A 25,629-nucleotide genomic window follows, 5' to 3' on the forward strand; every position below is an offset into this window, starting at 1 on the left:
CATTTTGTCCCAACTGAAGTTAGGTAAGCAAGCTACTGGGTATAAAACTGCTCAGAAGGCTCTCAATCGGTTCATTTCTGAACTAATCGGTTCAGTTTAGCTGCTTGGGGAATTCGCCAACGGTATCGAGGGACTGTAAGATAGCCCAGAGTAGAGTGACGGGCCTGAGTCAAATTTAAATCCATTGCGCTCAAAAGCATGGGCAGCACCACCAGGGATAGAATGACTCTCGCAGACTATGACATCAAAACCATACCTTGCCAAAAGAGCAGCACAACTTAAACCACCTATACCGCTACCAATAACAACTATATCTGTTTGACGATCGCTTGAATTCGATGTTACCTGAAACAAGGTTTGTCTCTCTACTACTTTTGTAAACACAATAACCAGAATTGTACAACCTTGCTGTTAACTAGCATATGTTATATTTTTAATAGTCATCGAAGCGATCGCAAATTTATCCTTATAATATTTCAGCAAATATAATTACCCGTTTTGGAAAAGTAAAAGAAAAAACTTTCTGATCTCCTGCGAATATCTGCTTATCATAAAAACTTTCTATAAACAACAAAATTGTTACTTTATTAGTATACAAATCGGTATTCCAATCTATTGAATTTTCCCTCACCTCATACTCAGGTAGTATGTAATATCAAGCTGAATAGATTTAAGATAAACAAAAATCAGCATAATGAGTATTATCGTCTTCGGCAGCATCAATATAGACCTGGTAGCAACAGCACCCCGGTTGCCAGTTGCAGGCGAAACGCTGCTGGGAGAAGATTTTTTTAAAGTTCCGGGAGGTAAAGGAGCAAATCAAGCTGTAGCACTAGCGCGATTAGGAATTCCTACTCATATGGTGGGACGTGTAGGGCCACAAAATTTTGGTGTGGAACTTGTCAACAATTTGCAAGCGTCTGGTGTGCAAACTGACAATATTTTTGTAGATAAAAATGTTACTTCTGGAGTTGCTATCATCACCGTAGATTATGCTGGTGAAAATCAAATTATTGTGATTCCTGGTGCAAATGGGCGCGTTAATCAAGAAGATGTAAAACGATTGTCTCACTTATTGCCAGAAGCTACATTACTACTTTTACAACTAGAAATTCCTATTGCTGCTGTAGTTGCAGCTGCTCAAGCAGCACGAAATGCAAATATCAAAGTAATTCTTGACCCTGCACCCGCACAATCTGATTTACCTGCTGAACTTTACCCACTAGTAGACATTATTACCCCAAATGAAGTTGAGGCTGGGCAATTGGTGGGTTTTCCTGTAGATGGAGAGGAAAAAGCAGCAGAAGCATCTACGGTTTTATTGCAACGAGGTGTGAAATGTGCGATCGTCAAATTGGGTGCTAAGGGTGTTTTCTGTGCTACTGCTGAGGAAAAATTCTTTGTACCCGCGTTTCCAGTTCATACAGTTGACACAGTTGCAGCAGGTGATGCTTTTAATGGCGGTTTAGCAGCAGCACTTTTTCAAGGATTTTCTCTAAAACAAGCAGTTATTTGGGGTACGGCGGCGGGTGCTTTGGCAACAACAAGACCAGGCGCACAAACTTCGCTACCAGATAGGTTTACGTTTGATGCTTTTCTCAAAGAGAGGGGACTGGGGACTGGGGATTAGGCACTGAGGAGGAGGGGAAGCAGGGGGACAAAGAATAACTAATGTCCAATGACAAATGACAAATGACTATTTCCCAATATCCTCATTCCAAAGTTCTGGATTAGTTTCAATAAATTCGTTCATCATCTTCTCGCATTCGTCAAGATTGAGATCAATTACTTCCACACCATGAGATACCATAAATTCTTTAGCGCCTGGAAAAGTTCTTGATTCTCCGACGATGACTTTTTTTATACCAAATTGTACAACTGCTCCGGCGCAGAGGTAACACGGCATTAAGGTTGAATAGAGTGTTGTACCTCTGTAGCTACCAACTCTACCAGCATTGCGGAGACAATCAATTTCGGCGTGGGTAACAGGATCGCTATCTTGCACACGTTTGTTGTGTCCTTTGCCGAGAATTTGACCATCTTTAACAAGAACAGAACCAATGGGAATTCCACCTTCTTGTCTGCCTTGTTTTGCTTGTGCGATCGCAACTTCCATAAACTCATCCATATTAATTCTCCTTTTATGTCAAAACAACTCGTATTAATGGATCACGATGGCGGTGTAGATGATTATCTAGCAACTATGCTGCTGTTGACGATGGATCATATCGAACTTCTCGGTGTCGTCGTCACTCCAGCCGATTGTTATATTCAACCAGCCGTTAGCGCTACACGTAAAATTCTCGATTTGATGGGATTTTCTCATATCCCGGTTGCAGAAAGCACAGTGCGTGGTATTAATCCATTTCCTAGTCTCTATCGCCGCGATTCCTTTATCGTTGATCATCTCCCCATTCTCAATCAGAGCGAAACCATCAACACGCCTTTGGTTGCCGAAACAGGTCAAAATTTTATGATCAAGGTGTTGCGTGAAGCATCTCAACCAGTAACGTTGATGGTAACTGGCCCTCTAACCACGATTGCAGTGGCTCTAGACAAAGCACCAGACATTGAAGCGAAGATTCAAAAGATTGTCTGGATGGGTGGTGCATTGAATGTCTTTGGCAATGTAGAAAAAAGTTTAGAAGCAGGACAAGATGGTTCCGCAGAATGGAATGCTTATTGGGATCCAGTTTCAGCGGCGCAAGTGTGGCAAACTCAGATTGAAATTATTATGTGTCCTTTGGATCTGACTAATAATGTCCCAGTCACATCAGAATTAGTACAGAAAATGGGGCGACAGCGCCACTATCCCATCTCTGATTTAGCAGGACAATGTTATGCATTGGTTATCCCGCAAGATTATTATTTCTGGGATGTATTGGCAACAGCTTATCTGGGACATCCAGAATTTTATCAATTGCGAGAATGGGAAACAAAAATTATCACCACAGGACTTGGCCAGGGGTGTACTCAAGTAGTTTCTGGCGGTCGTAAAATTTCTGCAATGGATCAGGTGGATAAAGCAGCTTTTTATGCTTATATTTTGCAGCAATGGGCGAGATAAAAAATTAAAAATTAAACTTCATTACTTCTTTTTCAACGATTCTTAGAAAACTCTGTACCCTACCTGAAGCGATCGCAATCCCCACCTGACCTTTTAACATACGCAGCAGAACGAGTGATGTGCTTGATTAAAGTCGTGCAAAAACTAGCTCAGCCACCTTCCCAACTTGCACAGAATCTTCGATAATCCACGATTAAAAACTCCCTCAGTCTTTCTAAGACTGATGCCTCAGAAAAGTATTTTCAAAAAAATTTAATCACTGAAAATACTAAATTTTGTGGAAATTTTTCAGTAATTTCCACAATTTATTTTTTTCGACTCCGTTAAATCCACTATAAATTTTACTTTCCTTCCTCCCAACAGATTTGAAAATAGCTAACTATACTTATAAATCGCCTCTCAGTAAATAATTAACTATACAATCTCAAATTTTTACTACGTATATCTATTGATATTTTATATGAAATAGTTGTCTTAAAATCCTTTGTTTGCAACAGCTTTTCTCCAACTTTAGATTCACTCAGTCAATACATTTTTTTGGTAAAAACAATTCTTAATCACTACACAAATCCCAAGCTTACGTGCCAGTCTATGGATATCAAATGATTAGGACAATAAATCAATGTCTACTCTAAAAAATCTATCATTCGCCTTGGTCGGAGCAACAGTTATTTTTATGGGTGCTAACCCAGCCGGTGCTGTTAGCTTAACCCAAGGCGGTTCCACACCTGTTGCAGGAGAAGGTCAATACACTAATATTCAAGGTGCTCAAACTATCAACTTTAATGACGGTGTAGCACCTTCTTCTGGAGTTGTTACTTACTCCGCAACCAATGGAATTGTAGAAGGGTCTGTAAGCGGTCAATATGCTACCCCTTTTAATAACACCAGCAAATATCTAACAATTTCTCCAACAGGTGAGAAAGTTGATGATAAGGATTTTGCAGGCAACTCTGGTGATGTAACTATTAACTTTGCTCAGAATCTTGATTACTTTGGTTTCTACTGGGGATCAATAGACACATATAACTTTGTCGATGTTTATAGCGGGGGTACGCTGCTAAAAACATTCAATGGCGCAGATGTTCCTGGTGCTCCAGCTAATGGTGAGCAGAGTGGTAGTACAAATAATGTATACATTAATTTGTTAGCTGATACCACTAAAGGAGAAACTTTTGACAAGGTAGTTTTGAGATCGACAGGTCGTGCATTTGAAACTGATAACCATAGCTATAGGCTAGCTAGTGTTCCTGAATCTAGTTCTACGTTAGGTTTACTAGCTTTCGGTATTTTGAGTGCTGGCTCATTTATGAAACGGAAATCAAAGACAGCTTGAAATTGTCCGTTCAGACTCTCTGAAAAGTTTAAAATATTGTTTTGAGATATCAAGCCTGGCAACAATGCTAGGTTTTAATTTTAATATAATGCACAAAAAAGACGCGAAGTTTTCCTTCGCGTCTTTTCGTAAAATTATGATAATTAGAAACTGAATGTAGTTCTGAGCGCACCAATCACAACATCATCGTTGTCATTATTATGATCTGGGGATGTTAACCAGATGACGCCTGGAGTAATGGTGATATTGTCACTCAGCTTGTACTGGTAGAATGCCTCAATATGATAAGAAGTATCGTCATCTTCTGCTAATCCGGCAACACTGGAACTTGTTACCCTCGGCTCTACTCCAGCAATAATACCAGCTAAATTACCTTTTTTACCAAGGTCAGGGAAGCCAAGAGTTACAGCGTAGTTCCAAATATCAACATCTCCACGGTTTCCACTCAAGGTGCGACTGTTTGTGTACCCAGCCCAACCACCCAAGACTAATCTATCACTGATGCCAATAGATGCTTGGACACCATAAGAATTGCTGGAAAATGCTACTTCTTCTAAACCCTGGTCAGCTGCTAAATTCGTGAAAGTTGCCGCATTACTACCTGTGAGTAGTGGCTGTTTGTAGGAATTGATGTAAGTTAAACCAATAGAAATGCGATCGCTTGGTTTCACGGTCAACTGAGCCAGCGCCCCATAAGCACCATCAAACAAACCATTACTAGGAGCAGGGTTATTCGCTGTACCACTCAAATAGCCTAAACTGAGTGCTAATTTATCACCAAACTCGTGGGTTACTCCCAACCCCGCACCACCTATCTGGTTATAAATTGGGTTACGTGTGCCAAAGGTTGACAAAGCACCAAATGCACCATCACCATCAAAGATATTGATAGTACTGGTTAGGTCATCTGCTGCACCTGCATTAGCAATAGCGATCGCCTGTGTATTTTTTCCCAGAGGAAATTTATACCACAGTGCATCTATGCCAGCATCGTTGTTCGCATCTGCACCACTATTACCACTTGCAAAAAACAAGTTGCCTTCTGGGGTATTAATGTTAGGGCTAACAATATTATTAGTTTGGATTCTAGTGAACAGTGTATCTTCCCCTGTGAAACTAGTTACAAATTCAACACGCGCTCGTACTCCCAGAGTTGTATTCTGATCTACAATTTCTGCACCGTTGACGTTTTCACCCGACAAAACATCGCTAATGACTGTGACAACTTGGCCTTGGAGTTTGGTTGTGGTTGAGAACTGATTCGCTTCCAACTCAGCAGCGCGTGCTTCTACTGCATCGACTCGACCTCGTAGTGTCGCTAGTTCTGTGGAAAATTCTTCTTGTAGCTTTTGCAGTTGAGCTAAATCCCCTTTTGTTACCAGTTCACCAGTGGCGGTAGCAATGAGTTCGTTAACCCGATCAAGACAAGCATTCAAACCAGCAGCAAACTCATATCGCGTCATTGCTCGATTACCGCGATAAGTCCCATTTGGATATCCTGCAATACAGCCATAACGCTCTACCAGCGATTGCAATGCTTGGAATGCCCAGTCTGTTGGTTGCACATCCGACAACTGAGATACCGAGGTAACTTGCGCCATTACCTTGTTTTGTGTAACTTCAGCTTGATTAATTTCCGCTGTAGTTGATGTTTCACTTGCAAATGCAGCAGTATTGACAAAAAGTATTGCAGCATAAATTACTGGACTAGCCAGCAAATATTTACAGAATTTTTGCATTTTTTTCCTCACACTCAATTACAATTCACAACCACATTGCGCTTTTTTAAACGCGTATTTTATGAGAAAGTTTTTCAATAATCTTATCAGAATTAAGCAAATTTTCTAACAAAACTAAGTCAATAAATCCTAATTATTTAGGAAAGGCTAGATAGTAGACACTAGAACCCCCAAATAATTATCTTGTCATTTCTTACACAGTAAACCTAAGAATAATCTTGCTTAGATTGCATGAGAATGAGAATTATTATAATATAAAATATAGAAGAACAGAACTTACGCACTCAAATCCCCCAACCCCCTTAAAAAGGGGGCTTTATAAATTCCCCCCTTTTGAAGGGGAGCCAGCGCGGTCTTCTCCCAAAGGGAGAGGCTAGCGCCAAGGGGGTTTCCACGCCACTCCCCACAACGGATAGCGCAGCGTAAAGCCTTCTCTTCTCCTATCGGAGACACTTCGTGAACGAGAGGCTTCGCCTTAAGCGAAGCCATGCCGCAGGCTTTACGGCATGGCTTCTCTACTTTGAGGCTTCGCCAACGCTGAGAGCGAGTCTTGTCTGCGACACGCTGCGCGAACGAGCGTCGGGAACCTCCGCCTTGGGGTGGCTCCCCATGAGCGACTGGCGTGGGCTAGGGGGGATCTAGGTTTCAGCCTTCAGTGCGTAAGTCCTAAAGAAGTCTTATTGCCAACAAAAATTTTGCCAAAGGCACAAGCATCTTTGTGGAGGAGAAAACACCGTGATTTGGACTTGTATAGGACGTAAAATAGGTAAAGAAGGATGCGGCATTCTGCCCCTAATTACTCTGCTCACGTTATCAATTGCAGCCGGCTGTAACCAATCGAACACTAATCAAGGAACAACTTCTCAACAGTCACCGCAAGCACAAGAGGCTGCATCCACCCCATCAGTGCAAGCAGAAAAAACTAAAGTGGTGACAACGTTTTTGCCAATGTATTTGTTTACTAAAGCAGTAGCAGGCAATGTAGCAGACGTAGAAATTTTAGTCCCACCGGGTACTGAAGTACACGAGTACCAAGCAACACCAGAAAATGTCAAAGCGATCGCCACTGCAAATGTGTTAGTAAAAAATGGCTTGGGGTTAGAAGAATTTCTGAAAGATACTGTTAAAAATGCTCAAAATCCTAAATTAACTGAAATTGATACCAGTAAAGGTATTAAGCTCTTGAATGAAATTTCACCAGTTGAGGAAACAGCGAAAGCAGAAAAAGACCACGACCACGACCACACAGCAGGTAATCCTCACGTTTGGTTAGATCCAGTTTTGGCAAAACAGCAGGTAATAAATATACGTGATGGGTTAATTGCATCTGATCCGGCGAATAAAGCTGCTTATGAGGCAAATGCTGCTACTTATATTAAAGAATTAGACAGTTTAAACGGCGAATTTCAGCAGACTTTGCAGAAAAATCCTAACTGCACTTTTATTACCTTTCATGATGCGTTTCCATACTTAGCCCAAAGATATAAACTCAAGCAAGTTGCTGTGGTAAAAGTTCCTGAAGATCAACTTTCACCGACAGATGTGCAAAATGCAGTGAATGCTGTAAAAAAGTATAAAGTTAAAGCTTTATTTAGCGAACCTGGAGTAGATAACAAATTGCTAACCAGTCTTTCTCAAGACTTAAAATTAACTCTGCGTCCACTGGATTCTCTGGAAACTGGTGAAACAGATCCGCAATATTATTTCAAAGCAATGAGAGCTAATTTGCAAACTCTAGAAACTGCTTGTAAATAGGTTTAATTGAACTTCTTAATTTTGAATTTTGAATTAGTTAAATGACATCGCCTATTTTAAAAGTCGAAGGACTAACTGTATATCAAGGCAACTATCTAGCTGTGCGAGATGTTTCCTTTGAATTGTGGTCAGGAACAAACACAGCCATAGTTGGCCCTAATGGTGCAGGTAAAAGTACCCTGGTAAAAGCGGTTTTAGATTTGATGCCTCGAAGTGCTGGTAAAATCGAAATATTTGGTTGTCCAATTGTCAGGCTGGGGCATTTACGTCATCTGTTGGGTTACATGCCGCAAAACTTCATTTTTGATCGTAGTTTTCCTATTTGTGTCAGCGAATTAGTCGGACTGGGATGGGTAATTAAAGGGGAAAGGGAAAAGGGAAAAGGGAAAAGGAAGAATTTATTTTTCTTTGGCCTGTGGAGAAAAGACACAGAGAAATCAGCAGCAGTAACAGAAGCTTTACGGCGAACCGATGCTTATCATCTGCGACACCAAGCTATTGGTACTCTAAGTGGTGGTCAACTTAAGCGGGTACTGCTAGCTTATTGTCTAGTCAGTCCTCGGAGACTTTTGATACTCGATGAAGCCTTTGCTGGGATTGATGTCCAAGGTACAGCAGATTTTTATGCTTTGCTGAATGAATTAAAGCGGGAGGAGGGTTGGACGGTATTGCAGGTTTCCCATGATATTGATATGGTAAGCCGCCATTGCGATCGCGTCCTTTGCCTCAATCAAACCCTTGTTTGTACTGGTAAGCCCGAAATTGCTCTTTCACCGCAAAACCTTTTAGCAACTTACGGCCCGGGGTTCAGTCGCTATCAGCATCACCACAATTGAGTTGGGAGTCAAGAGTTGATATTTTTATTCTTCACTCCCAATTTTCTCCTCACTTTCATCTAAGTGTTCGGCAACAGCCTGATAAAGTTGGAAAATATGGCTATCGTGTAGGCGATAGAATACATTACGGCCTTGCTTACGATAACTTACCAAGCGCATCGCCCTTAAATTTCGCAATTGATGCGATACAGCAGATTCACTCATATCCAATAATGTTGCTAAATCACTAACACACAGTTCTTTTGTAGCCAAAAAGGAGAGAATTCGCAGGCGATTAGCATCTCCTAAGAAGCTAAAAAACTCCGCCATTTGCTGAGCTTTTTGACTGCTGAGAACTTTATCTGGAAGAGATTGCACAATATCGCTATCTATAGTGCATCTCGGATTATACTGAATTATTCCCATTTTATAAATCAAATTAGTAATAACAAAAAATTACAAGATTTTTGACAAAAACGTGGGAAATACTCCCTGCCATAAGCTAAAAATAAAGACTATTTGTTATCAGCATAACTGCTAATAAGTTGAAAATATTACATATGTATATATTCAATAATTGCCAGACAATTTGGCTAGCCATCAATAATAGTAATGACTTAGTGGAATTGTTGCAATTTCCCTTCATGCAGCGGGCGATCGCAGGTGCTATCTTAATGGGAATACTGGGCGGTATGTTAGGTAGTTTTGTCACCTTACGCCAACTATCTTTTTTCAGCCATGCCGTAGGTCATGCGGCATTAGTAGGTGTAGCGTTAGGTGTGCTGCTTCAGTTTAATCCCACTTGGATGCTGTTACCTTTTACCTTAGTTTTTGGTGTTATTGTCCTTTACTTTATCGACAAAACCGATTTGGGTAGCGATAGCGTACTTAGTATAGTGCTATCAGGAGCATTAGCGATCGGCGTGATTCTCACTAGCTTGATTAAAGGGTATCGCGGCAACTTGATGGCAGTGCTGTTTGGCGATATTCTGGCGATAGACACTACAGATTTAATTTTGACGCTGCTCATACTTGTGGGAGGCAGCATATTTTTACTATCAACTCTGCGGCAGCAAATTTTGTTGACACTTAACTCAGATGTTGCCCAGGTTCAAGGTATTCCAGTTCAATTATATCGCTATGGGTTTGTGGTTTTGCTATCATTAGCTGTGGCTGTAGCGATTAAAGCTGTTGGGGTCTTACTAGTAAACGCCTTTTTAGTAATTCCCGCCTCTACAGCTAAACTGATGAGTCACCACTTTAGCCGCTTTCTTATCTTGTCGGTGATTGTCGGTTCTAGCAGCAGCATTGCTGGCATGATTGTATCTGGTCTTTTTAACCTTGCCTCTGGCCCTAGTATCGTTCTTGTCCAGTTTTTGCTATTTGTTGCGGTTTTCATCTGGGTTAAGTTGAGGATGAAAGCAGCATAATTTTTTTTCTTCAAGCTCTTGCTAAATTCTTATATGTTTGCTAAATTAATTAATCGTGGCTAAGATAAGTCCCAGCCGCCGGGATAGCTCAGTTGGTAGAGCAGAGGACTGAAAATCCTCGTGTCACCAGTTCAAGTCTGGTTCCTGGCATTTATTGGAAAAGTAAACTCAAGTGTCACTAGGTAAAGTTTTTTTACTAAATATGATTTGAGGAAATTAATCTTAAATCATCATTTTGTGTAATTGGAAAAAATAGAGGAGCGATCGCTTATTCCTAGTCCTTATTATCCTTGATAATTTCACAGGATAAACGACTCAGACGTGCCTATGGCTGAAGTCTGAGCTTCGGTAATCACGGGGTAGTGCCGCCGCGACTTTCGTATGATCTCCCCTTTTACAGCAGAGACGGCTGATAGCAAAGCGTTAGCGAGTCTTGCCTACGGCACACTTTGCGTAGCTTGCTTAAGCGTAGAGGTACGAGCGTCACCTTCCGCCTTTAGAATTCTGATAGCTTCTGCTTTAATACTGATCGCTGCGTTCAAATCACAATCATAATGAGTTCGACAATGGGGACAAGTCCATTCCCTCACATCCAATGACATCTCACTGATTTTAGAATAGATTTTTGAACTGGAGAAGCATAGGCAAATGAAACTCAGTTGAGGAGTCAAAGATCTTTCCCAGCTTTGTTTCACGATTCTATAAGTTCAAATCTGTCGTTAGATCAGCATTCCTAATGCCGCTTTCAACCCACAGAACTTACGCACTCAGATCCCCCAACCCCCTTAAAAAGCGGGCTTTAGAAATTTCCCCCTTTTTAAGGGGAGCCAGCGCGGTCTTCTCTACTTTGAGGCTGCGCCAAGGGGGTTTCCACGCCACTCCCCAAAACGGATAGCGCAGCGTAAAGCCTTCTCTTCTCCTATCGGAGACACTTCGTGAACGAGAGGCTTGGCCAACGGCATGGCTTCTCTACGAGAGGCTGCGCCAACGCTTAGAGCGAGTCATTGAGCGTCGGGAACCTCCGCAAGGGGGTGGCTCCCCATGAGCGACTGGCGTGGGCTAGGGGGGATCTAGGTTTCAGCCTTCAGTGCGTAAGTCCTAAACCTAGTTGCGGTATGATTATTGACTATCCTTCAGTAATTAGTTCCAATCGCCATTCTTCATTGGCTATGCGTAGCGGTAATTATTGAATTACCACTACTTAAAAATTATGTTTTCGCTTATATCTTGCGTAAATCCTATATATATTGATTGAGCTGTATCAGTCATAGATTACGAAATATTATTTAAGTACTGTATTTTTAACAACACGTACGTATAAGTAAAACTAAATACTGCATTTTGTACTGTGGATGATTAGCATTAGTTAGTATAAGTTTTAAACGTTACATTAAAAACTCAAACTAATTAATCATGCTCTTAAGCTGGATTTAGCGACTGATAGTGATAGCTATAGCTATCGCTCCATATAATACCCTGCTAGTAGTCTCTTGGGTAAGTGCTGAGACATTTTGAAAATTAAGTTAATCTAAATACTTCCAAAAAAACATAACTTGTTGTATACTTACATATCAAAGCGCTACTAAGCTTTGAAATAGTTGTGATAAACAATACCCAAAATACTCTGCTATTAGGAGAAGCATGTGTCAGGAAGGTTTTACTGACAAACTAAGTCTAGTTATCAAGTAACGAGTAATTACAATGTTCAGATAATTTGTATGAGTGCAGTAATTGATACTGTCGATCAATCTCCCTACTGAGTAGTGCTTTGTCGTATTAATTTTGATGAGTTACAAATTACCAAAGCAAATTAATTTCAAAAGTTTTGGGATTTAATTACTAATCGAAATCAATATGATATCTCACTAGGCTGTTATCTACTTATAGGAGCATACTGAATAGTCAAGTAAGAGTAAGCACCAAGATTTGCACTCTGTCCAAGCTCTCTATAAAGTGCTTTTACCAAAAAGTTTTCGCTTAAAACTGGAGTTAAAAAGTTAGACTTTAACTCTTCTATGAGACTGAGGTAAAAACACCTCAAACATTGATAGTGGATTGATTTTAATTAATCACTCAATCTCACTTTAATTAAATAGCTGATATTGGATTTAGGAGTTGGGCTTTGACGATCTTTTAGATCTCAGTCCCTCCAACGCAACCTTGTCCTTGTCTGTGGTGTATCTGCTGATAAGTGAGGTCGAATTGCAGAATAAGTGTCACCAAAACCGGAAACGTTCAAAGCGGCGGGCTATCTATTGTCCAGTTCATAGATGCTACCTGCATAGCGTGAGTCAAAAGTACAATTTGTATGCCGATAGTGCTGGACAATTGCAAGAAAGAGGGATAGGGCGGCAAAGAGCACTAATTTTAGTGGCAACGAAGACCGCAGTTTCTCTAGAGGGTGAATGGTTGGAAGCATTCTGGTGTGATCAATGTGAGCAAACAAATTGGTATCACGTCAAAAAATGCGATCGCACCTATGAAGTTTCGGTTGCATCTGTAGAACTTTGGCAACAAGCAAGCGGAGTCATTCATCCCGCAGGAAATCCTTCTGTCGGAGAGTTTACTCGCACGCAAGCCCGGATGGCTGGCAATAACAATAGTAAGTATTTCCAGTGAAGAGATTAAGACAGTTGCAGTCGAAATTGAATGTATTAGTACGATCAATCAATATCTGCCATTATGGAATCTAAATCAAACTTGGAAGAGGTAGATTTTCAAAAATACCTACTTATTGTGCAACGACGCTGGATGCCAGCAGTAGGATTTTTTGGAGTAGTTGTTACTCTTGCATTCTTGTATGCGTTCTCATTAAAACCCTCATATAAAGCAGAAGGAAGTTTGTTAATCAAGACAAATCGTACTTCTTCACTAACAGGTTTGGGGGAAGCTATAGGGCGACTAGATTCTTTAACTACTACAAACAATCCTTTAGAAACTCAGGCAAAGATAGTTACATCTGTTCCAGTTATCCAGGAAACCATTAGAACGCTTAACTTAAAAGATAGTAAAGGCGAACCCTTTACAATACAGGATTTGACCAAAAAACTGAAGATAGAAAATGCCAAAGGAACTGAGATTTTGCAAATCTCCTATACAGATAAAGATCCAGTTTTGGCTGCAACAGTTGTCAACCAACTGATGAAAGTTTATACCAAGAATAATATAGAAGCAAATCGAGCTGAGGCAGTCTCAGCCCGCAAGTTTATTTTAGAAGAAATACCTGGCACTGAAACAGCAGTAAGAGACGCTGAATCAACTCTGCGTCAATTCAAAGAAGAACACAAAATAATCACATTAGAAGCAGAATCAGAGGTAGCAGTCCAGACAATTTCTAATTTAGAACAACAAATTTATCAAGCTCAAGCTCAATTAGTTTATGTCACTGCTCAATCACAAAAGTTACAAAACCAAGCCAACATTGATTCGCAGCAATCTGTAAATTTTGCCTCGTTAAGTCAAATACCCGGAATTCAACAAGTGCTTGCTCAACTTCAAGAAGCGCAAAACCAGCTGACAGTTGAGCAAACCCGTTTGCAGGCAGAGCACCCTACTATTATCAATTTGCAAGAAAAAATCGTCGCTCTCAAAAGCTTGCTAGAAGGGCGAATAGAGCAAGCAGTTGTCAGTAATGAACAAGTCTCAATGGGAAATGTCCAGATTGGGGAATTGCGACAAAACCTTATTGAAGATTTTGCTCGTACTGAGGCACAACGAGTTGGTTTAGTTGAACAAATCACTACATTATCGAATGAGTGGTCTGCCTACAAACAAAGAGCAAATGTTTTGCCTAGGCTAGAACAGGTACAAAGACAGCTTGAGCGGAAGCGAAAAGCGGCTCAGACAACGTATGAAGCACTTTTAACAAAACTGCAAGAAGTCCAAGTAGCTGAAAATCAAAATATTGGGAATGCTCGCGTCATCTCTCCTGCCTTAGTTCCAGATCAATCAATTGGTTCTGGCAAGCTCCTAATTATCGTGGGTGGAGGAGTTTTCGGTGTGATGCTGGGTATAATTGCTGCTTTCACTTTGGATCTGATTGACCGCTCGATAAAGACAGTCAAAGAAGCTAGAGAATTGTTCCAATATACCTTGCTGGGGGTGATTCCTTCAGTAAATAAGAATGGCAGAAAGAGTTCTTATCCGCCAATAGATAAACAGATTCCGAGAGTAATTGGCAGAGACATTCCGCACTTCCCTGTTGGTGACGCATACCAAATGCTGCAAGCCAACTTGAATTTCTTGAGTTCAGATAAAAAGCTTAAAGCGATCGTAGTTACCAGTTCTGTGGCCAAAGAGGGCAAGTCAGAGGTAGCTGCAAATTTAGCTGTGACAATGGCTCAGTTAGGGCGGCGGGTGCTGTTGGTAGATGCCGATATGCGCCATCCAGTCCAGCATCATATCTGGGAAATTACAAATGCCGTAGGGTTATCAAATGTCATCGTTGACCGAGTGACTCTTGATGCTGCCGTACAAGAAGTAATGTTCAACCTTTACGTTCTACCGTCTGGGGTTGTACCTCCTAACCCAGTAGCGCTATTAGATTCCAAGCGGATGGCTGCATTAGTTGCCTCTTTTACAAAGGATTATGATTTCGTAATTTTTGATACGCCGACATTAGCAGGGACGGCAGATGCAGCTGTGTTAAGCAAGTTGGCTGATGGCATCTTATTGGTAGTTCGCCCTGGGGTAATTAACTATGCCAGTGCCAATGCTGCTCAAGAGTTTCTCAAACAGTCAGGCCAACAAGTGTTGGGTATGGTGATTAACGGTGTGAATATCAAGTTAGAGCCTGACAGCTACTTTTACTATTCTAGAGAATCGGTTGAGCCTGGTTCTGTGTCAGCGAAATCTCCAGCTATCAGCAGACAAAAATAAATTAATCTCATTTAATAGAGACTTCCTCTAAATGGAATCACCTAAAGAGTCATTAAGTTTTCGACAAAAGGCGATTAAAGGTGTAGTTTGGTCTGCAATTCAGAATTGGGGTCGCCAAGCGATCGCTTTTATTGTTTTCTTCCTACTTGCTCGTCTGCTTGGGCCAGAGGCTTTCGGTCTAGTCGCTGCGGCCAGTATCTTCCTGGGTTTGATTGGAATTTTCCTTGACCAGGGATTTTCAGCAGCTCTCATACAACGTAAGGAACTGGAACCAGAACACTTAGATACTGCCTTCTGGACTAACATTAGCATCGGCTTAATGATGACAGTCTTGAGCATGGCTATGGCTGGAGGAGTTGCCAACTTTTTTAAACTACCAGAGTTAACACCAGTCATTCGCTGGTTATCCCTCAGCTTTATAATTACTTCCTTGAGCAGTACACAGGAGGCAATTTTCCAACGTAAGCTTGATTTCAAACCTTTAGCGGTACGAGAACTTGTAGGGGTATCTACTAGTGGCTTGGTTGGCGTGACTATGGCTTATATGGGGTTTGGAATTTGGAGCCTTGTTAGTCAGCAGTTAGTGAATGGTTTGGTTCGGGTTTTGCTTATCTGGTGGGCTAGCGATTGGCGACCAAGACTTAGTTTTTCATATAAGCACTTTCGAGAACTGTTCTCCTTTGGAATCAATGTAGTTGGTATTAATCTACTTTCTTTTATCAGCACTCGAAGTGATAACCTTTTAATTGCTTACTTCCTTAGCCCTGTAGCATTAGGTTATTACACCATTGCTTACCGACTTCTGGAGATAGTAACACAACTATTTATTGGGGTTATTACTCCAATTGCATTGCCTCTATTTTCTCGCTTGCAACAGGATATAGAAAAAACTCGCTTAGCGTTTTATAGAGCAGTTCAGTTAAGCAATTTTATTGGGATTCCTATATTTTTGGGTTTATCTGCTTTATCTTCTGAGCTAGTAATTGTTGTTTTTGGGGAAAAATGGATATCAAGCATACCTGTAATGCAAATTTTAAACCTTATTGGTATCTTGTATACTGGCTTTTACTTTAACGGCCCGGTGATGATGGCTGTTGGAAAATCTGCCTGGAAATTGCGGCTAGATTTTATTAAAACTATCGGATACTTTCTTGCTTTTGCCATAGCGGTTCGTTGGGGAATAGTAGCTGTTGCAGCAGGATATGTAATAACTGGTTATCTGATGTCAGGTATGACTTTGTGGTTTTTAAAAAAGACAATTCGGATTAATTTGATTACTTATCTACAACAATATATTGCTCCGATGGTCGGCTCAGTAGCAATGGTCGCTGCTATTTTAGGGACTAAATATTTCCTCAGCAATTTCATAAATTTGCCTATTTTACTGCTAATTTCTATATTAGTTGGGGCCATAGTATATCCAGTCACAATTATCTTAATTGCCCCCAAAGAATTTCGGCAATTTATAGATGTTTTTCGTTCGTTTTTACCACAGTCTGTCTTGAAAATAAAAAATTGAACGATAATTATAAATTATTTTTACGTACAATTACTTGTGTGTACTTAACTTTATGGTGACTAAAGAAATAACTCAAGACCACATTGGAGAGATCGCCACATTATTTAATACCGTAGTTGATGGCGGCTACTGCATCGGCTGTGGTGCTTGTGCTTCAGTAAGTGGCTCACCTATTCAGATGAAGTTAGACGATTATGGTCGATTCAAAGCTACCGTTGATCAATCTGCCGTTCAGTCTTCTCTAAGCACCTCAGTACAAAGTGTGTGTCCATTCTCAAGTAGTAGTCTCAACGAAACTCAAATTGGGCAGGAATTATTTGGTAACAAATGCGAATACAACGACAAAATTGGTTATCATCTGGCAACCTATGCAGGCTACGTATCTGAGGATGATTTCCGCGATCGCGGCAGTTCTGGTGGTATGGGAACCTGGATTGTCAGCAATCTTCTTAGTCAAGGTTTAGTCGATGGTGTAATTCACATCCATCAACGCCGTCCTTCGGAAAGTGATCCCAGGCTGTTTCAATACCATTTGTCTACAACTCCAGAACAGGTGCGGGATGGTGCTAAGTCTCGATATTACCCCATTGAGATGTCCGAAGTAATGCAGTTGGTGCGCACTCAACCTGGACGCTATGCGATCGTTGGTATTCCTTGTTTTATTAAGGCAGTCCGCTTGTTAATGCGAGCTGATTCTGTACTAGCAGAACGTATCCAATTCTGTATAGGTTTAGTTTGTGGACATCTCAAAAGTATACACTTTGCAGAGATGTTTGCCTGGCAGTGTGGCATAGAGCCTAGCAAACTTCTAGCGATCGACTTTCGCAAAAAACTACCTGGTAGAGATGCTAGTAAGTATGGTGTTGAGGTTACTGGCATCATAGATGATCAAGTAGTCACAAAAACCAGCCCGGTTAATGTTATGTACGGTTACGATTGGGGACTTGGCTTTTTCAAGTACAAAGCATGTGACTACTGCGATGATGTGGTTGCCGAGACAGCTGATGTTGTTGTTGGTGACGCTTGGCTACCTCAATACGTTCAGGATAGTCAGGGTACAAATGTGGTTGTTGTGCGTCACCCGATAATTCGCAACATGCTTGAGGAAGCTGTAGTTAAAGGTCAGTTACATCTTGAGCGCATCGATGCTCAAGAAGTTGCTAGTTCACAAAATTCAGGATTCCGCCATCGACGTGAGGGTCTAGCATACCGCCTACACTTAGCTGAAAGTAAGGGTGAGTGGCATCCCCCAAAACGAGTCAAGGCAAGCCTGAAGGGTTTAAGTAAAAATTTTCAAAAGCGACAGTCATTACGGATATTAATGGCAGCAGAGAGCCACATCGCCTTTAAAGATGCAGTTAGAGATCGGGATTTTTCCGTCTTTGTCCAGAAGATTGAGCCATTACTTCGTCAATATCGCGCCTTGTACGATGATCCTCTCTTGAAGAGAATGGTTTGGCAGATCAAGGGGTTTGTGAAAAATCTACTAACAGGTAAGAAAACATCACATAAATAAGTATTAAGCACCACCTTTTTATTCTTTTTAGCCAGTCAGGAAAGTTAATTTCGCATGAAAGCATTAATTACAGGAGTTACAGGACTACGCAATCGAGGTGTCGAAGCACTACTAACAACTACTGTTGATCAATTATTCAAAAGACACCCCAACCTAACCATAGACATTTTTACTGAAACACCAGATTATGACCAAAAGCGATTACAGCAAGATAATATCAACTTGCTCAATATGGCAACCAAACACAAAGATTTGATGCAAAAGCTGCGTGTTAAGGGTTCCAAATTTAACAAGTCCCTAGCCCCTGAATACTGTCTATTTAAGGAAGCATCAATTGTTATTGCTTCTGGTGGAGATCTATTTACTTCTGATTATCCTGGAGCGCTTGGCTTTCACCTCCGCCCTTTGGAATTAGCATTACACGCTGAAGTCCCTGTAGTCTTTCTAGGCCAATCAATCGCATTTAAGACTAATGATGATGCACAGAAATGGTTAGGTGTTGCTCGTCGTTCCAAGTTGATTACTGTTAGAGAAGAATTTTCCTACAAGTATTTGACGAAAGACCTGGGTCTTTCGCCAAATCTAGTAAAACATACCGCTGATGTAGCATTTCTGCTTCAACCACCACCACCAGATAAGGTCAATAACTTACTAAAATCTTACGGGGTTACGCAAGACCGCCCAGTTGTTGCAATTGCTCCTAGTCAAGGTATAACTAGATTCTCAAACTGTGATGACGAGCAGCACTTAAAGAGTTGGCTTCAGGTGATCAATATGATCCTTAATGAATTCGATGCCCAAGTGCTGCTCATCCCTCATGCACAAAGTACCAGCTTGGGTAATGACGATCGCTTCATTGCTACCAATCTACATAAAAGCCTTGATTTTCACCCTAGGATTCATCTTGCGGGTGCAGATCACTCTGCCTCAGAGTTTAAGGGGTTAATTAGTAACTGTGATCTATTGATTGCTGAACGTATGCATGCTGCGATCGCTGGACTTTCCAGCAATATCTGCACTGTTGTCGTCGGTTATTCCGTTAAAGCTGAAGGGATTATGACTGATCTACTAGGAAATGAGTCAGTCAACAATGGCTTACTAATCTCAATTGAACAGTTTATCGATTCTGACTCAGCCTGTGCGACGATCCGTACCGCTTGGCATCGTCGTCAAGAGGTCACTGAACAACTTAAAGAGGCGTTACCCAGAGTGACACAAGATGCTGTGAATAACTTCGATATGATTATGGAAATCTTGAAGTAAAAATGATTTTTTTCAATTAGCTCAATTGATTACTCGTTACAACAAACGCAGTGATTTAATAATAAATAATTCACATGAAGCAGTTGAAGATAATTTTTGTATCTGATTGGTTTGGTAATCCCTATAAAACTCTATTAATTAATAACTTAAACTCTCAAGGAGTTGAGGTGAAAGAATGTTTACCCAAAGTAGAAAACGTTTTTGGACGAATCTTTTTTCTACCATTAGTTTTGAGACAAGGTAAGTTTGATATTTTACACTTTCATACCTTGCATCCTTTCATTCTTGGTAAAAATTCCTTTTCCCAATTAATAAAACTTTTAATATTTATTAGTCAGATATTTATCCTCAACCTGCTACATGTAAAAGTGGTTTGGACTGTACACGAATGGCATGACAAGATGGATGATGGTCAGAAAAATATTTCTTCAACCCAATCAGCAGTTATTGGTAAATTTATTGATGCTATTATTACTCATTGTGAAACAACTAAAAATGAAATTACTAAAGCATTTAAGCTAAAAAATAAAAATAAAGTTTTTGTAATCCCACATGGTAATTATATAGGCACTTACGAAAATACAATTAGTCAGATAGAAGCTCGAAAAATTTTAGGTATATCCTTAGAAGGTCTAACCTTTCTGATTTTTGGTAGTATTTATCGTTATAAAGGAGTTTTAGAAGCAATTGAAGCTTTTAAAAAGCTACAACAGCCTGAAACATATCTGTTAGTTGCAGGGAAGTGTTACGAGACTGAATTAGAAGAAATAATACTGGAAAAAATTCAGGGTCATGATAACATTTTATTTTTTCATCAAGTAGTTCCAAATGATGAAATTCAAGTTTATATAAATGCATGTGATTGTTTTGTAGTTCCTTATAAAGTATTTACCACTTCCGGTGTCGCTATATTAGGAATGTCATACGGTCGAGCTTGCATTGCTCCAAACATGGGATTCTTTAATGATGTATTGGATGAATCTGGTTCTTTTCTCTATAATTCAAATCATGATAATGGGTTATTACAGGCAATGAAATGCACTGTAGACAATAAATTTAGGTTAGCAGAGATGGGAAAATATAATCTCAAAATTGCCGAGAAATGGAATTGGAATTATGTCTCTGAGCAAACTTTAAATGTTTATCAACAATGTTTAGGTATTAAAGATTAGCCATTAAAGTATTAATTATGAGAACTCCAGTAGTTTTAATAATTTTTAAACGACCAAATACTACTGAAAAAGTATTTGAAGCAATTCGTCAGGCAAAACCACCAAAACTTTTTGTAATTGCAGATGGGCCACGTGCCGACCGTCCTGGGGAGACAGAAAATTGCGAAGCTACGCGTGCAATTATTGAGCAAGTTGATTGGAATTGCGAAGTTATAACTAACTACTCTGACATTAATTTAGGGTGTAGATTGCGTGTTTCTAGTGGCTTAGATTGGGTCTTTAGTCAGGTTGAAGAAGCCATAATTCTTGAGGATGATTGTTTACCGCATTCTACTTTCTTCCAATTTTGTGATGAATTGCTCGATAAATACCGAGATGACAATAGAATCATGGTTGTAGCGGGTAATAATTTTCAATATGGTCGAGTTCGGAATCAAGATAGTTACTATTTTTCACGCTACAATCACTGTTGGGGATGGGCTACTTGGCGACGAGCATGGCAACACTATGATCATCAAATGAAGCTGTGGCCTAAAATTCGCGATGAAGACTGGCTAAAAGACATTCTATTAGACCTTTCTGCGGTCAAATTTTGGCAGAATATTTTTCAATATACCTATGAAGAGAAGATCAATAGTTGGGCTTATGCATGGACATTTAGCTGCTGGATTCAAAACGGCTTAAGTATTCTTCCTAACGTCAATTTAGTCTCTAATATTGGATATTCTTTAGAGGCAACTCACACAGTTAAAAATTATAATGATTTTGCCAATATGCCAGTAGGATCTATAGATTTTCCGCTTCGGCATCCACTATTTATGATTCGCAATTCTCAAGCAGATCTCTTTACTCAAAGAAACAATTTTTATGATTCTAGAATATCTGTAGTTCTTCAACAAAAAATTAAACATTTTGCTAATAAGTTATCTAATTAATCACATAGTTTAATAAGTATTAAATCATTTATTGGAATTTAAACGGTTAAAAAATACCATGAAAAAGAACATAGACTCACCCAATCTGTCAGATGATATCCAGAAAGAAATTGAAAACATACTTTTAGATGTTGAACGTCAACCAATGGAAGTTGAAGAAATTTGGCAGCTAATGGATGACGTTTGGGATAGTTTAGGATGTAATAACATAAATGAGCCAGAAAAAGTTAGTTTATTTTACAGTCATCCAGTTTGGCTACTGAATGGTTTATTTATTGAGCAGCATGATGTTTCCATTCTCCACCGCCACGCGATCGCTAATTGGATTAATGTAAATAGTAACGACATTATATCGGTTCTAGATTATGGCGGCGGTTTTGGTACACTGGCTCGTTTAATTGCAGATAAAAATCAAGAGGTAGTAGTTGATATTTACGAACCGCACCCTAGTCAGCTTGCTCTTGAGAAGATAAAAGCCTACTCTAGCGTTAATTTCATTAGTTCTCTAAAAAAACAATATGACTGTCTAGTCTGCACAGATGTTCTAGAACACGTTCCTGACCCTTTAAGCTTATTGGCTGAAATGATCGAGAGCGTTAAAATTGATGGTTATTTAGTAATTGCCAATTGTTTTTATCCCGTAATTAAGTGCCATCTACCTGAAACTTTTCATCTTCGCTATAGCTTTAATCAATTTACTAATCTTATGGGACTTGATACTATTGGTTCCTGCAATGGTAGTCACGCCACTATATATAAGAAGATAAGGCAAGAACCAGTCAATTGGAAAAAAATCCGCACTCAAGAAAAAATATCAAAAGCTTTATTCCCTTTTTTGAGTAGATCTCAATCGAGTTATCAAGGTTTGAAAAAGCTGTTTTTACAAAATAAAAACTAGATATTTTAGGTACTATGAAAACTTATGTTTATGTTGCAATTTGTAAAAATATTCATTAAAATATTTCAAAAATTAGTGAGAAATTGGCTGAACTACCTGCATATCCTACAGCAAAATCAAGGTATAGATATACCTTTATCTGTAGTTTTGCAATATGACGATATCAATGCTATCAAGATTAGCCCGGAAGTTAATATAGGAGAATTTGTAGAAGTTGTTGTTGTAGCTAAATCTCCATTTAGCAATACTTCAGGACGATTAATTATCGAAAAACGTGCTGTTATTGGTTCACATGCTAATATTCGTGCTGCTGGGGGAGAAATATACATAGGGCAAAATTGCATTATTGCACAGCATGTATCTCTAATTGCTTGTAATCATACAATATCGTCTGAAAAGCCATATAGAGACTTACCTTGGGATGAAAATAAAACGGGTATATTTGTAGATGAAAATGTTTGGATTGGTTGCGGTGTAACTATTCTTCCTGGTTGTCGTATTGGAAAAAATTCAGTAATTGGGGCTGGAAGTGTCGTTACTAAATCTATTCCAGCTAATGAGGTGTGGGCTGGTGTACCAGCTAAAAAAATTAAGGATATCAATTGTTATAAGTCTGAAAGTCTTAGTTATAAACTATAGGAAACTAACGGATAATTTGGAATTACAAAATACGACTTTTTATAGATAATTAAATTAATAATGAAAGTTTTATTGCTTAATAGTTCTGATATTGAAGGTGGAGCAGCTCGTGCTGCCTATCGATTACATCAAGGTCTTCAGAATCTTGATATACCTACACAGATGCTTGTGCAACTTAAGAAAAGTGATGATAGAGATGTCATTGGCTCACAAGCTTCTTCTGGAATTGCACAAGCTGTTACTGGTTTGAGATTAACTTTAGACCAGCTACCGTTAAAGTTTTACATTAATCGGGATCAGGCTACTCATTCACCTCAATGGCTTCCAGATACCCTCGTTTCTAGAATTAGCCAATTGAATCCAAATATCATCAATATACATTGGGTCAATAATGGATACTTACTGATTGAATCAGTAGCTAAATTAGCTAAACCAATCGTTTGGACTCTCCATGATATGTGGGCTTTTACAGGGGGATGCCACTACAGTCAAGACTGTACTCGCTACACTGATGCTTGTGGTAAATGTCCGCAACTTCATAGTTCTCAAGATTGGGATTTATCTCGTTGGGTGTGGCAACGCAAAGCTAAAGCTTGGAAAAATCTTAACTTGACTATAGTTACGCCTAGCTTCTGGTTAGCTAAGTGTGCTAGTGCCAGCTCACTTTTTAAGGATCTACGAATTGAAGTAATTCCAAATGGGATTAATACTCAAACGTATAAACCTATTAATAAAGAGATAGCACGAGAACTACTAAATTTACCTCAAGATAAACAACTAATTTTATTCGGTTCGCTACAGTCAACCAGTGATAAACGTAAGGGATTTCATTTGCTGCAAGCATCTCTGCAACATCTTAGCAAAGCTGGCTGGTTAGATAGGTTAGAGATAGTTATTTTCGGCTCATCTCAGCCTAATAATCCTCCTGAATTTGGTTTTAAGTCTCATTATCTAGGTACGTTGAATGATGATTTATCTTTAGCTTTATTGTATTCAGCAGCAGATATATTTGTTCTACCTTCTACTCAGGAAAACTTGGCGAATACTGTGATGGAGGCAACTGCTTGTGGTATCCCCTGTGTCGCCTTCAATATTGGCGGTATGCCAGATATGATTGAGCATCAAAAAAATGGTTATTTAGCTCAAGCTTATAAAGTTGAGGATTTAGCTCAAGGTATTGTTTGGATACTAGAAAATCATGATAGGTATCAAAAACTATCTTACTGGGCCCGCCAAAAAGCAGAACAAGAATTCACATCGGAGATTCAAGCAAATCGCTACTTATCTATCTTTAATGAACTTATAGTCTCAAATTAATTTGGAATAAATTCAAATAATTGAAACTTATAAAAAATAATAAAATGATTTTTTCTTATATGTATTTTTCTTAAAAAGAAATTAATTGGAGAATAAAGTTTGAAAAACTCCATAATAAAATGGCTAGAAACATTTAGTGTGATTTTATTAATTTTAACTAGCGATTGTAGACTGCATCCACTATTAGATCAACTTGTTAAAATTGCCAGTTATCCAACGGTAGCATTATTAATTATTAGACAACCACTGGGAAGAGTAGCATATGTCGCTACAAGAGATTGGTCTTTAATAATATTATGCTTCTTTGCCTGTTCTTCAATCTTGTGGACTGAGAATACACAAGAAACCGCAACTCAACTTAAAGCTTTATTTCGTACAACTTTGCTCGGTACGTATTTAGCTGTACGTTACTCTCCTAGAGAACAAATGCGCTTGCTAAGTTGGGTAATAGGTATAGCAGCAATTCTAAGTCTAGTGTTTGCTGTAGCAATGCCATCCTATGGAACTGCTATCTCAAATAATGTTTTTGTGTGGCAAGGTATATATGCACACAAGCAATATTTAGCTAGAGCTATGACTGTAGGCTCTATGGTTTTTCTCATAGATTTATTAGTTAGTAGAAAGTATTGGTGGCTCAAGCTAGTAATACTATTCATTATGTTATTACTGCTATGGATGAGTACTAGTAGAACAGGTATAGGATTCCTTTTACTGTGCATATATATTATGCCTCTTTATAAAATAGCCAAGCAAAAATTCAGAATTCGGGAAACAATTTTGGCTATTGCTTTTATGCTTAACAGTACTGTAGCTATGTTAATTCTAGGTAATCTAGAAACCATAGTGGTTGACATAATGGGTAAAGACCTAGAGTTCAACGGACGCTTACCTCTATGGCAAAGAGCAATTGAAGTTGGCTGTGGTCAACCTTGGTTTGGATATGGATACGCTGGTTTTTGGAGTTCGCCTATATCTTTAGAAGTTGCCAAAGGTTTATGGATACGTCAAGAAGTGAATGCAAATCATTCTCATAATGGTTTTATTGATATGTTTCTTCAATTGGGTATAGTGGGATTAATATTGTTATTATTGAATTTTTTAAAAGTTATTTTCAAGGCTATATATTTATTGTTCATAAGTAAGAAAATAGAATGTTTTTGGATGTTTAATATGATATTTTTGATGCTATGTTTCAATATTTTTGAACTTAATACACTGTTAACTCCTAATTTTTTATGGGTTTATTATATATCAATATCGCTATCCCTTATTTTAGAGCTTGAACAGATAAAAAATAAAACTCTAACTCATGTGAATAATTAAACATATAATTTTTTTAATTAAATTAGT

General features: G+C 39.2%; 21 protein-coding genes, 1 tRNA gene and 1 pseudogene. 18 read left to right on the forward strand and 5 right to left on the reverse strand.

Annotated features, from left to right (window positions below; translation table 11 throughout):
- Nucleotides 1–123 precede the first annotated feature (123 nt).
- Nucleotides 124–354: pseudogene (locus FNW02_RS30365) on the reverse strand (phytoene desaturase family protein); the annotation flags it as partial.
- 340 nt (nt 355–694) lie between these two features.
- Here FNW02_RS30365 and rbsK point away from each other — a divergent pair.
- Nucleotides 695–1,630 (forward strand): ribokinase, encoded by a 936-nt coding sequence (rbsK, locus tag FNW02_RS30370; protein WP_191761173.1) that lies wholly within the window; start codon nt 695–697, stop codon nt 1,628–1,630.
- Nucleotides 1,631–1,696: 66 nt separating this feature from the next.
- On the opposite strand, the gene FNW02_RS30375 is transcribed toward rbsK, so the two are convergent.
- Nucleotides 1,697–2,128: a nucleoside deaminase gene (locus FNW02_RS30375; protein ID WP_191761174.1), complete on the reverse strand. Its 432-nt coding sequence runs from the start codon at nt 2,126–2,128 to the stop codon at nt 1,697–1,699.
- Between the two features lie 15 nt (nt 2,129–2,143).
- Between FNW02_RS30375 and FNW02_RS30380 the strand changes: the two genes are divergently transcribed.
- Together FNW02_RS30380 and FNW02_RS30385 are read left to right on the forward strand one after the other, a co-directional pair.
- The gene (locus FNW02_RS30380; protein WP_191761175.1) at nt 2,144–3,067 is read left to right on the forward strand and encodes a nucleoside hydrolase; all 924 of its coding nucleotides are present in this window, start codon (nt 2,144–2,146) and stop codon (nt 3,065–3,067) included.
- Nucleotides 3,068–3,689: 622 nt separating this feature from the next.
- Nucleotides 3,690–4,403: an Npun_F0296 family exosortase-dependent surface protein gene (locus FNW02_RS30385; protein ID WP_191761176.1), complete on the forward strand. Its 714-nt coding sequence runs from the start codon at nt 3,690–3,692 to the stop codon at nt 4,401–4,403.
- 143 nt (nt 4,404–4,546) lie between these two features.
- On the opposite strand, the gene FNW02_RS30390 is transcribed toward FNW02_RS30385, so the two are convergent.
- Nucleotides 4,547–6,142 (reverse strand): iron uptake porin, encoded by a 1,596-nt coding sequence (locus FNW02_RS30390; protein WP_191761177.1) that lies wholly within the window; start codon nt 6,140–6,142, stop codon nt 4,547–4,549.
- Nucleotides 6,143–6,877: 735 nt separating this feature from the next.
- Here FNW02_RS30390 and FNW02_RS30395 point away from each other — a divergent pair.
- Both FNW02_RS30395 and FNW02_RS30400 read left to right on the forward strand, forming a co-directional pair.
- A complete protein-coding gene (locus FNW02_RS30395; protein WP_191761178.1) occupies nt 6,878–7,897 on the forward strand; it encodes a metal ABC transporter solute-binding protein, Zn/Mn family in 1,020 nt (339 codons plus the stop codon).
- A 41-nt stretch (nt 7,898–7,938) separates the two neighbouring features.
- Complete coding sequence (locus FNW02_RS30400) at nt 7,939–8,733, forward strand: metal ABC transporter ATP-binding protein (protein ID WP_191761179.1); 795 nt, start codon at nt 7,939–7,941, stop codon at nt 8,731–8,733.
- A gap of 24 nt (nt 8,734–8,757) precedes the next feature.
- Here the strand turns inward: FNW02_RS30400 and FNW02_RS30405 are convergent, their stop codons facing one another.
- Nucleotides 8,758–9,138, reverse strand: coding sequence for an ArsR/SmtB family transcription factor (locus tag FNW02_RS30405; RefSeq protein ID WP_191761180.1), 381 nt, complete (start codon nt 9,136–9,138; stop codon nt 8,758–8,760).
- A gap of 134 nt (nt 9,139–9,272) precedes the next feature.
- Here FNW02_RS30405 and FNW02_RS30410 point away from each other — a divergent pair, with 134 nt between their 5' ends.
- Together FNW02_RS30410 and FNW02_RS30415 are read left to right on the forward strand one after the other, a co-directional pair.
- Nucleotides 9,273–10,142: a metal ABC transporter permease gene (locus FNW02_RS30410; protein ID WP_191761181.1), complete on the forward strand. Its 870-nt coding sequence runs from the start codon at nt 9,273–9,275 to the stop codon at nt 10,140–10,142.
- A gap of 77 nt (nt 10,143–10,219) precedes the next feature.
- A tRNA-Phe gene (locus tag FNW02_RS30415) sits at nt 10,220–10,292 on the forward strand.
- Between the two features lie 287 nt (nt 10,293–10,579).
- Here the strand turns inward: FNW02_RS30415 and FNW02_RS40245 are convergent.
- Nucleotides 10,580–10,837: a zinc ribbon domain-containing protein gene (locus FNW02_RS40245; RefSeq protein ID WP_431356828.1), complete on the reverse strand. Its 258-nt coding sequence runs from the start codon at nt 10,835–10,837 to the stop codon at nt 10,580–10,582.
- Nucleotides 10,838–12,344: 1,507 nt separating this feature from the next.
- Here FNW02_RS40245 and FNW02_RS30425 point away from each other — a divergent pair.
- The 11 genes from FNW02_RS30425 (at nt 12,345) to FNW02_RS30475 (ending at nt 25,602) form a co-directional block, all read left to right on the forward strand.
- Nucleotides 12,345–12,761 carry a hypothetical protein gene (locus tag FNW02_RS30425; RefSeq protein ID WP_191761182.1) on the forward strand — a complete coding sequence of 139 codons (417 nt, stop codon included), beginning with the start codon at nt 12,345–12,347 and terminating at the stop codon, nt 12,759–12,761.
- Nucleotides 12,762–12,824: 63 nt separating this feature from the next.
- On the forward strand, nt 12,825–15,020 hold the full coding sequence (locus FNW02_RS30430; protein WP_191761183.1) for a GumC family protein: 2,196 nt from the start codon (nt 12,825–12,827) through the stop codon (nt 15,018–15,020).
- Nucleotides 15,021–15,051: 31 nt separating this feature from the next.
- Nucleotides 15,052–16,539 carry a lipopolysaccharide biosynthesis protein gene (locus FNW02_RS30435; protein ID WP_191761184.1) on the forward strand — a complete coding sequence of 496 codons (1,488 nt, stop codon included), beginning with the start codon at nt 15,052–15,054 and terminating at the stop codon, nt 16,537–16,539.
- A gap of 52 nt (nt 16,540–16,591) precedes the next feature.
- Nucleotides 16,592–18,055, forward strand: a complete 1,464-nt coding sequence (locus FNW02_RS30440; protein WP_191761185.1) for a Coenzyme F420 hydrogenase/dehydrogenase, beta subunit C-terminal domain — start codon at nt 16,592–16,594, stop codon at nt 18,053–18,055.
- Between the two features lie 54 nt (nt 18,056–18,109).
- Nucleotides 18,110–19,318, forward strand: coding sequence for a polysaccharide pyruvyl transferase family protein (locus FNW02_RS30445; RefSeq protein ID WP_191761186.1), 1,209 nt, complete (start codon nt 18,110–18,112; stop codon nt 19,316–19,318).
- Nucleotides 19,319–19,392: 74 nt separating this feature from the next.
- Nucleotides 19,393–20,490 (forward strand): glycosyltransferase family 4 protein, encoded by a 1,098-nt coding sequence (locus tag FNW02_RS30450; protein ID WP_191761187.1) that lies wholly within the window; start codon nt 19,393–19,395, stop codon nt 20,488–20,490.
- Nucleotides 20,491–20,507: 17 nt separating this feature from the next.
- Nucleotides 20,508–21,425 carry a glycosyltransferase family 2 protein gene (locus tag FNW02_RS30455; RefSeq protein ID WP_191761188.1) on the forward strand — a complete coding sequence of 306 codons (918 nt, stop codon included), beginning with the start codon at nt 20,508–20,510 and terminating at the stop codon, nt 21,423–21,425.
- 58 nt (nt 21,426–21,483) lie between these two features.
- On the forward strand, nt 21,484–22,323 hold the full coding sequence (locus FNW02_RS30460) for a class I SAM-dependent methyltransferase (protein WP_191761189.1): 840 nt from the start codon (nt 21,484–21,486) through the stop codon (nt 22,321–22,323).
- Between the two features lie 30 nt (nt 22,324–22,353).
- Nucleotides 22,354–22,962, forward strand: a complete 609-nt coding sequence (locus FNW02_RS39075) for an acyltransferase (RefSeq protein ID WP_263627834.1) — start codon at nt 22,354–22,356, stop codon at nt 22,960–22,962.
- Between the two features lie 60 nt (nt 22,963–23,022).
- Nucleotides 23,023–24,279 carry a glycosyltransferase family 4 protein gene (locus FNW02_RS30470; protein WP_191761190.1) on the forward strand — a complete coding sequence of 419 codons (1,257 nt, stop codon included), beginning with the start codon at nt 23,023–23,025 and terminating at the stop codon, nt 24,277–24,279.
- A gap of 99 nt (nt 24,280–24,378) precedes the next feature.
- A complete protein-coding gene (locus FNW02_RS30475; RefSeq protein WP_191761191.1) occupies nt 24,379–25,602 on the forward strand; it encodes an O-antigen ligase family protein in 1,224 nt (407 codons plus the stop codon).
- Nucleotides 25,603–25,629 lie beyond the last annotated feature (27 nt).

The sequence above is a fragment of the Komarekiella delphini-convector SJRDD-AB1 genome (genome assembly GCF_014831675.1).
In the GTDB taxonomy this organism is placed as follows: Bacteria; Cyanobacteriota; Cyanobacteriia; order Cyanobacteriales; family Nostocaceae; genus Komarekiella.

Excerpts from the sequence above, each read along its gene's own strand:
- rbsK (WP_191761173.1), top strand. The coding sequence starts at position 695 with ATGAGTATTATCGTCTTCGGCAGCATCAATATAGACCTGGTAGCAACA.
- FNW02_RS30375 (WP_191761174.1), bottom strand. The coding sequence starts at position 2,128 with ATGGATGAGTTTATGGAAGTTGCGATCGCACAAGCAAAACAAGGCAGA.
- FNW02_RS30380 (WP_191761175.1), top strand. The coding sequence starts at position 2,144 with ATGTCAAAACAACTCGTATTAATGGATCACGATGGCGGTGTAGATGAT.
- FNW02_RS30385 (WP_191761176.1), top strand. The coding sequence starts at position 3,690 with ATGTCTACTCTAAAAAATCTATCATTCGCCTTGGTCGGAGCAACAGTT.
- FNW02_RS30390 (WP_191761177.1), bottom strand. The coding sequence starts at position 6,142 with ATGCAAAAATTCTGTAAATATTTGCTGGCTAGTCCAGTAATTTATGCT.
- FNW02_RS30400 (WP_191761179.1), top strand. The coding sequence starts at position 7,939 with ATGACATCGCCTATTTTAAAAGTCGAAGGACTAACTGTATATCAAGGC.
- FNW02_RS30405 (WP_191761180.1), bottom strand. The coding sequence starts at position 9,138 with ATGGGAATAATTCAGTATAATCCGAGATGCACTATAGATAGCGATATT.
- FNW02_RS30410 (WP_191761181.1), top strand. The coding sequence starts at position 9,273 with ATGTATATATTCAATAATTGCCAGACAATTTGGCTAGCCATCAATAAT.
- FNW02_RS30430 (WP_191761183.1), top strand. The coding sequence starts at position 12,825 with ATGGAATCTAAATCAAACTTGGAAGAGGTAGATTTTCAAAAATACCTA.
- FNW02_RS30435 (WP_191761184.1), top strand. The coding sequence starts at position 15,052 with ATGGAATCACCTAAAGAGTCATTAAGTTTTCGACAAAAGGCGATTAAA.
- FNW02_RS30440 (WP_191761185.1), top strand. The coding sequence starts at position 16,592 with ATGGTGACTAAAGAAATAACTCAAGACCACATTGGAGAGATCGCCACA.
- FNW02_RS30445 (WP_191761186.1), top strand. The coding sequence starts at position 18,110 with ATGAAAGCATTAATTACAGGAGTTACAGGACTACGCAATCGAGGTGTC.
- FNW02_RS30450 (WP_191761187.1), top strand. The coding sequence starts at position 19,393 with ATGAAGCAGTTGAAGATAATTTTTGTATCTGATTGGTTTGGTAATCCC.
- FNW02_RS30455 (WP_191761188.1), top strand. The coding sequence starts at position 20,508 with ATGAGAACTCCAGTAGTTTTAATAATTTTTAAACGACCAAATACTACT.
- FNW02_RS30460 (WP_191761189.1), top strand. The coding sequence starts at position 21,484 with ATGAAAAAGAACATAGACTCACCCAATCTGTCAGATGATATCCAGAAA.
- FNW02_RS39075 (WP_263627834.1), top strand. The coding sequence starts at position 22,354 with ATGTTGCAATTTGTAAAAATATTCATTAAAATATTTCAAAAATTAGTG.
- FNW02_RS30470 (WP_191761190.1), top strand. The coding sequence starts at position 23,023 with ATGAAAGTTTTATTGCTTAATAGTTCTGATATTGAAGGTGGAGCAGCT.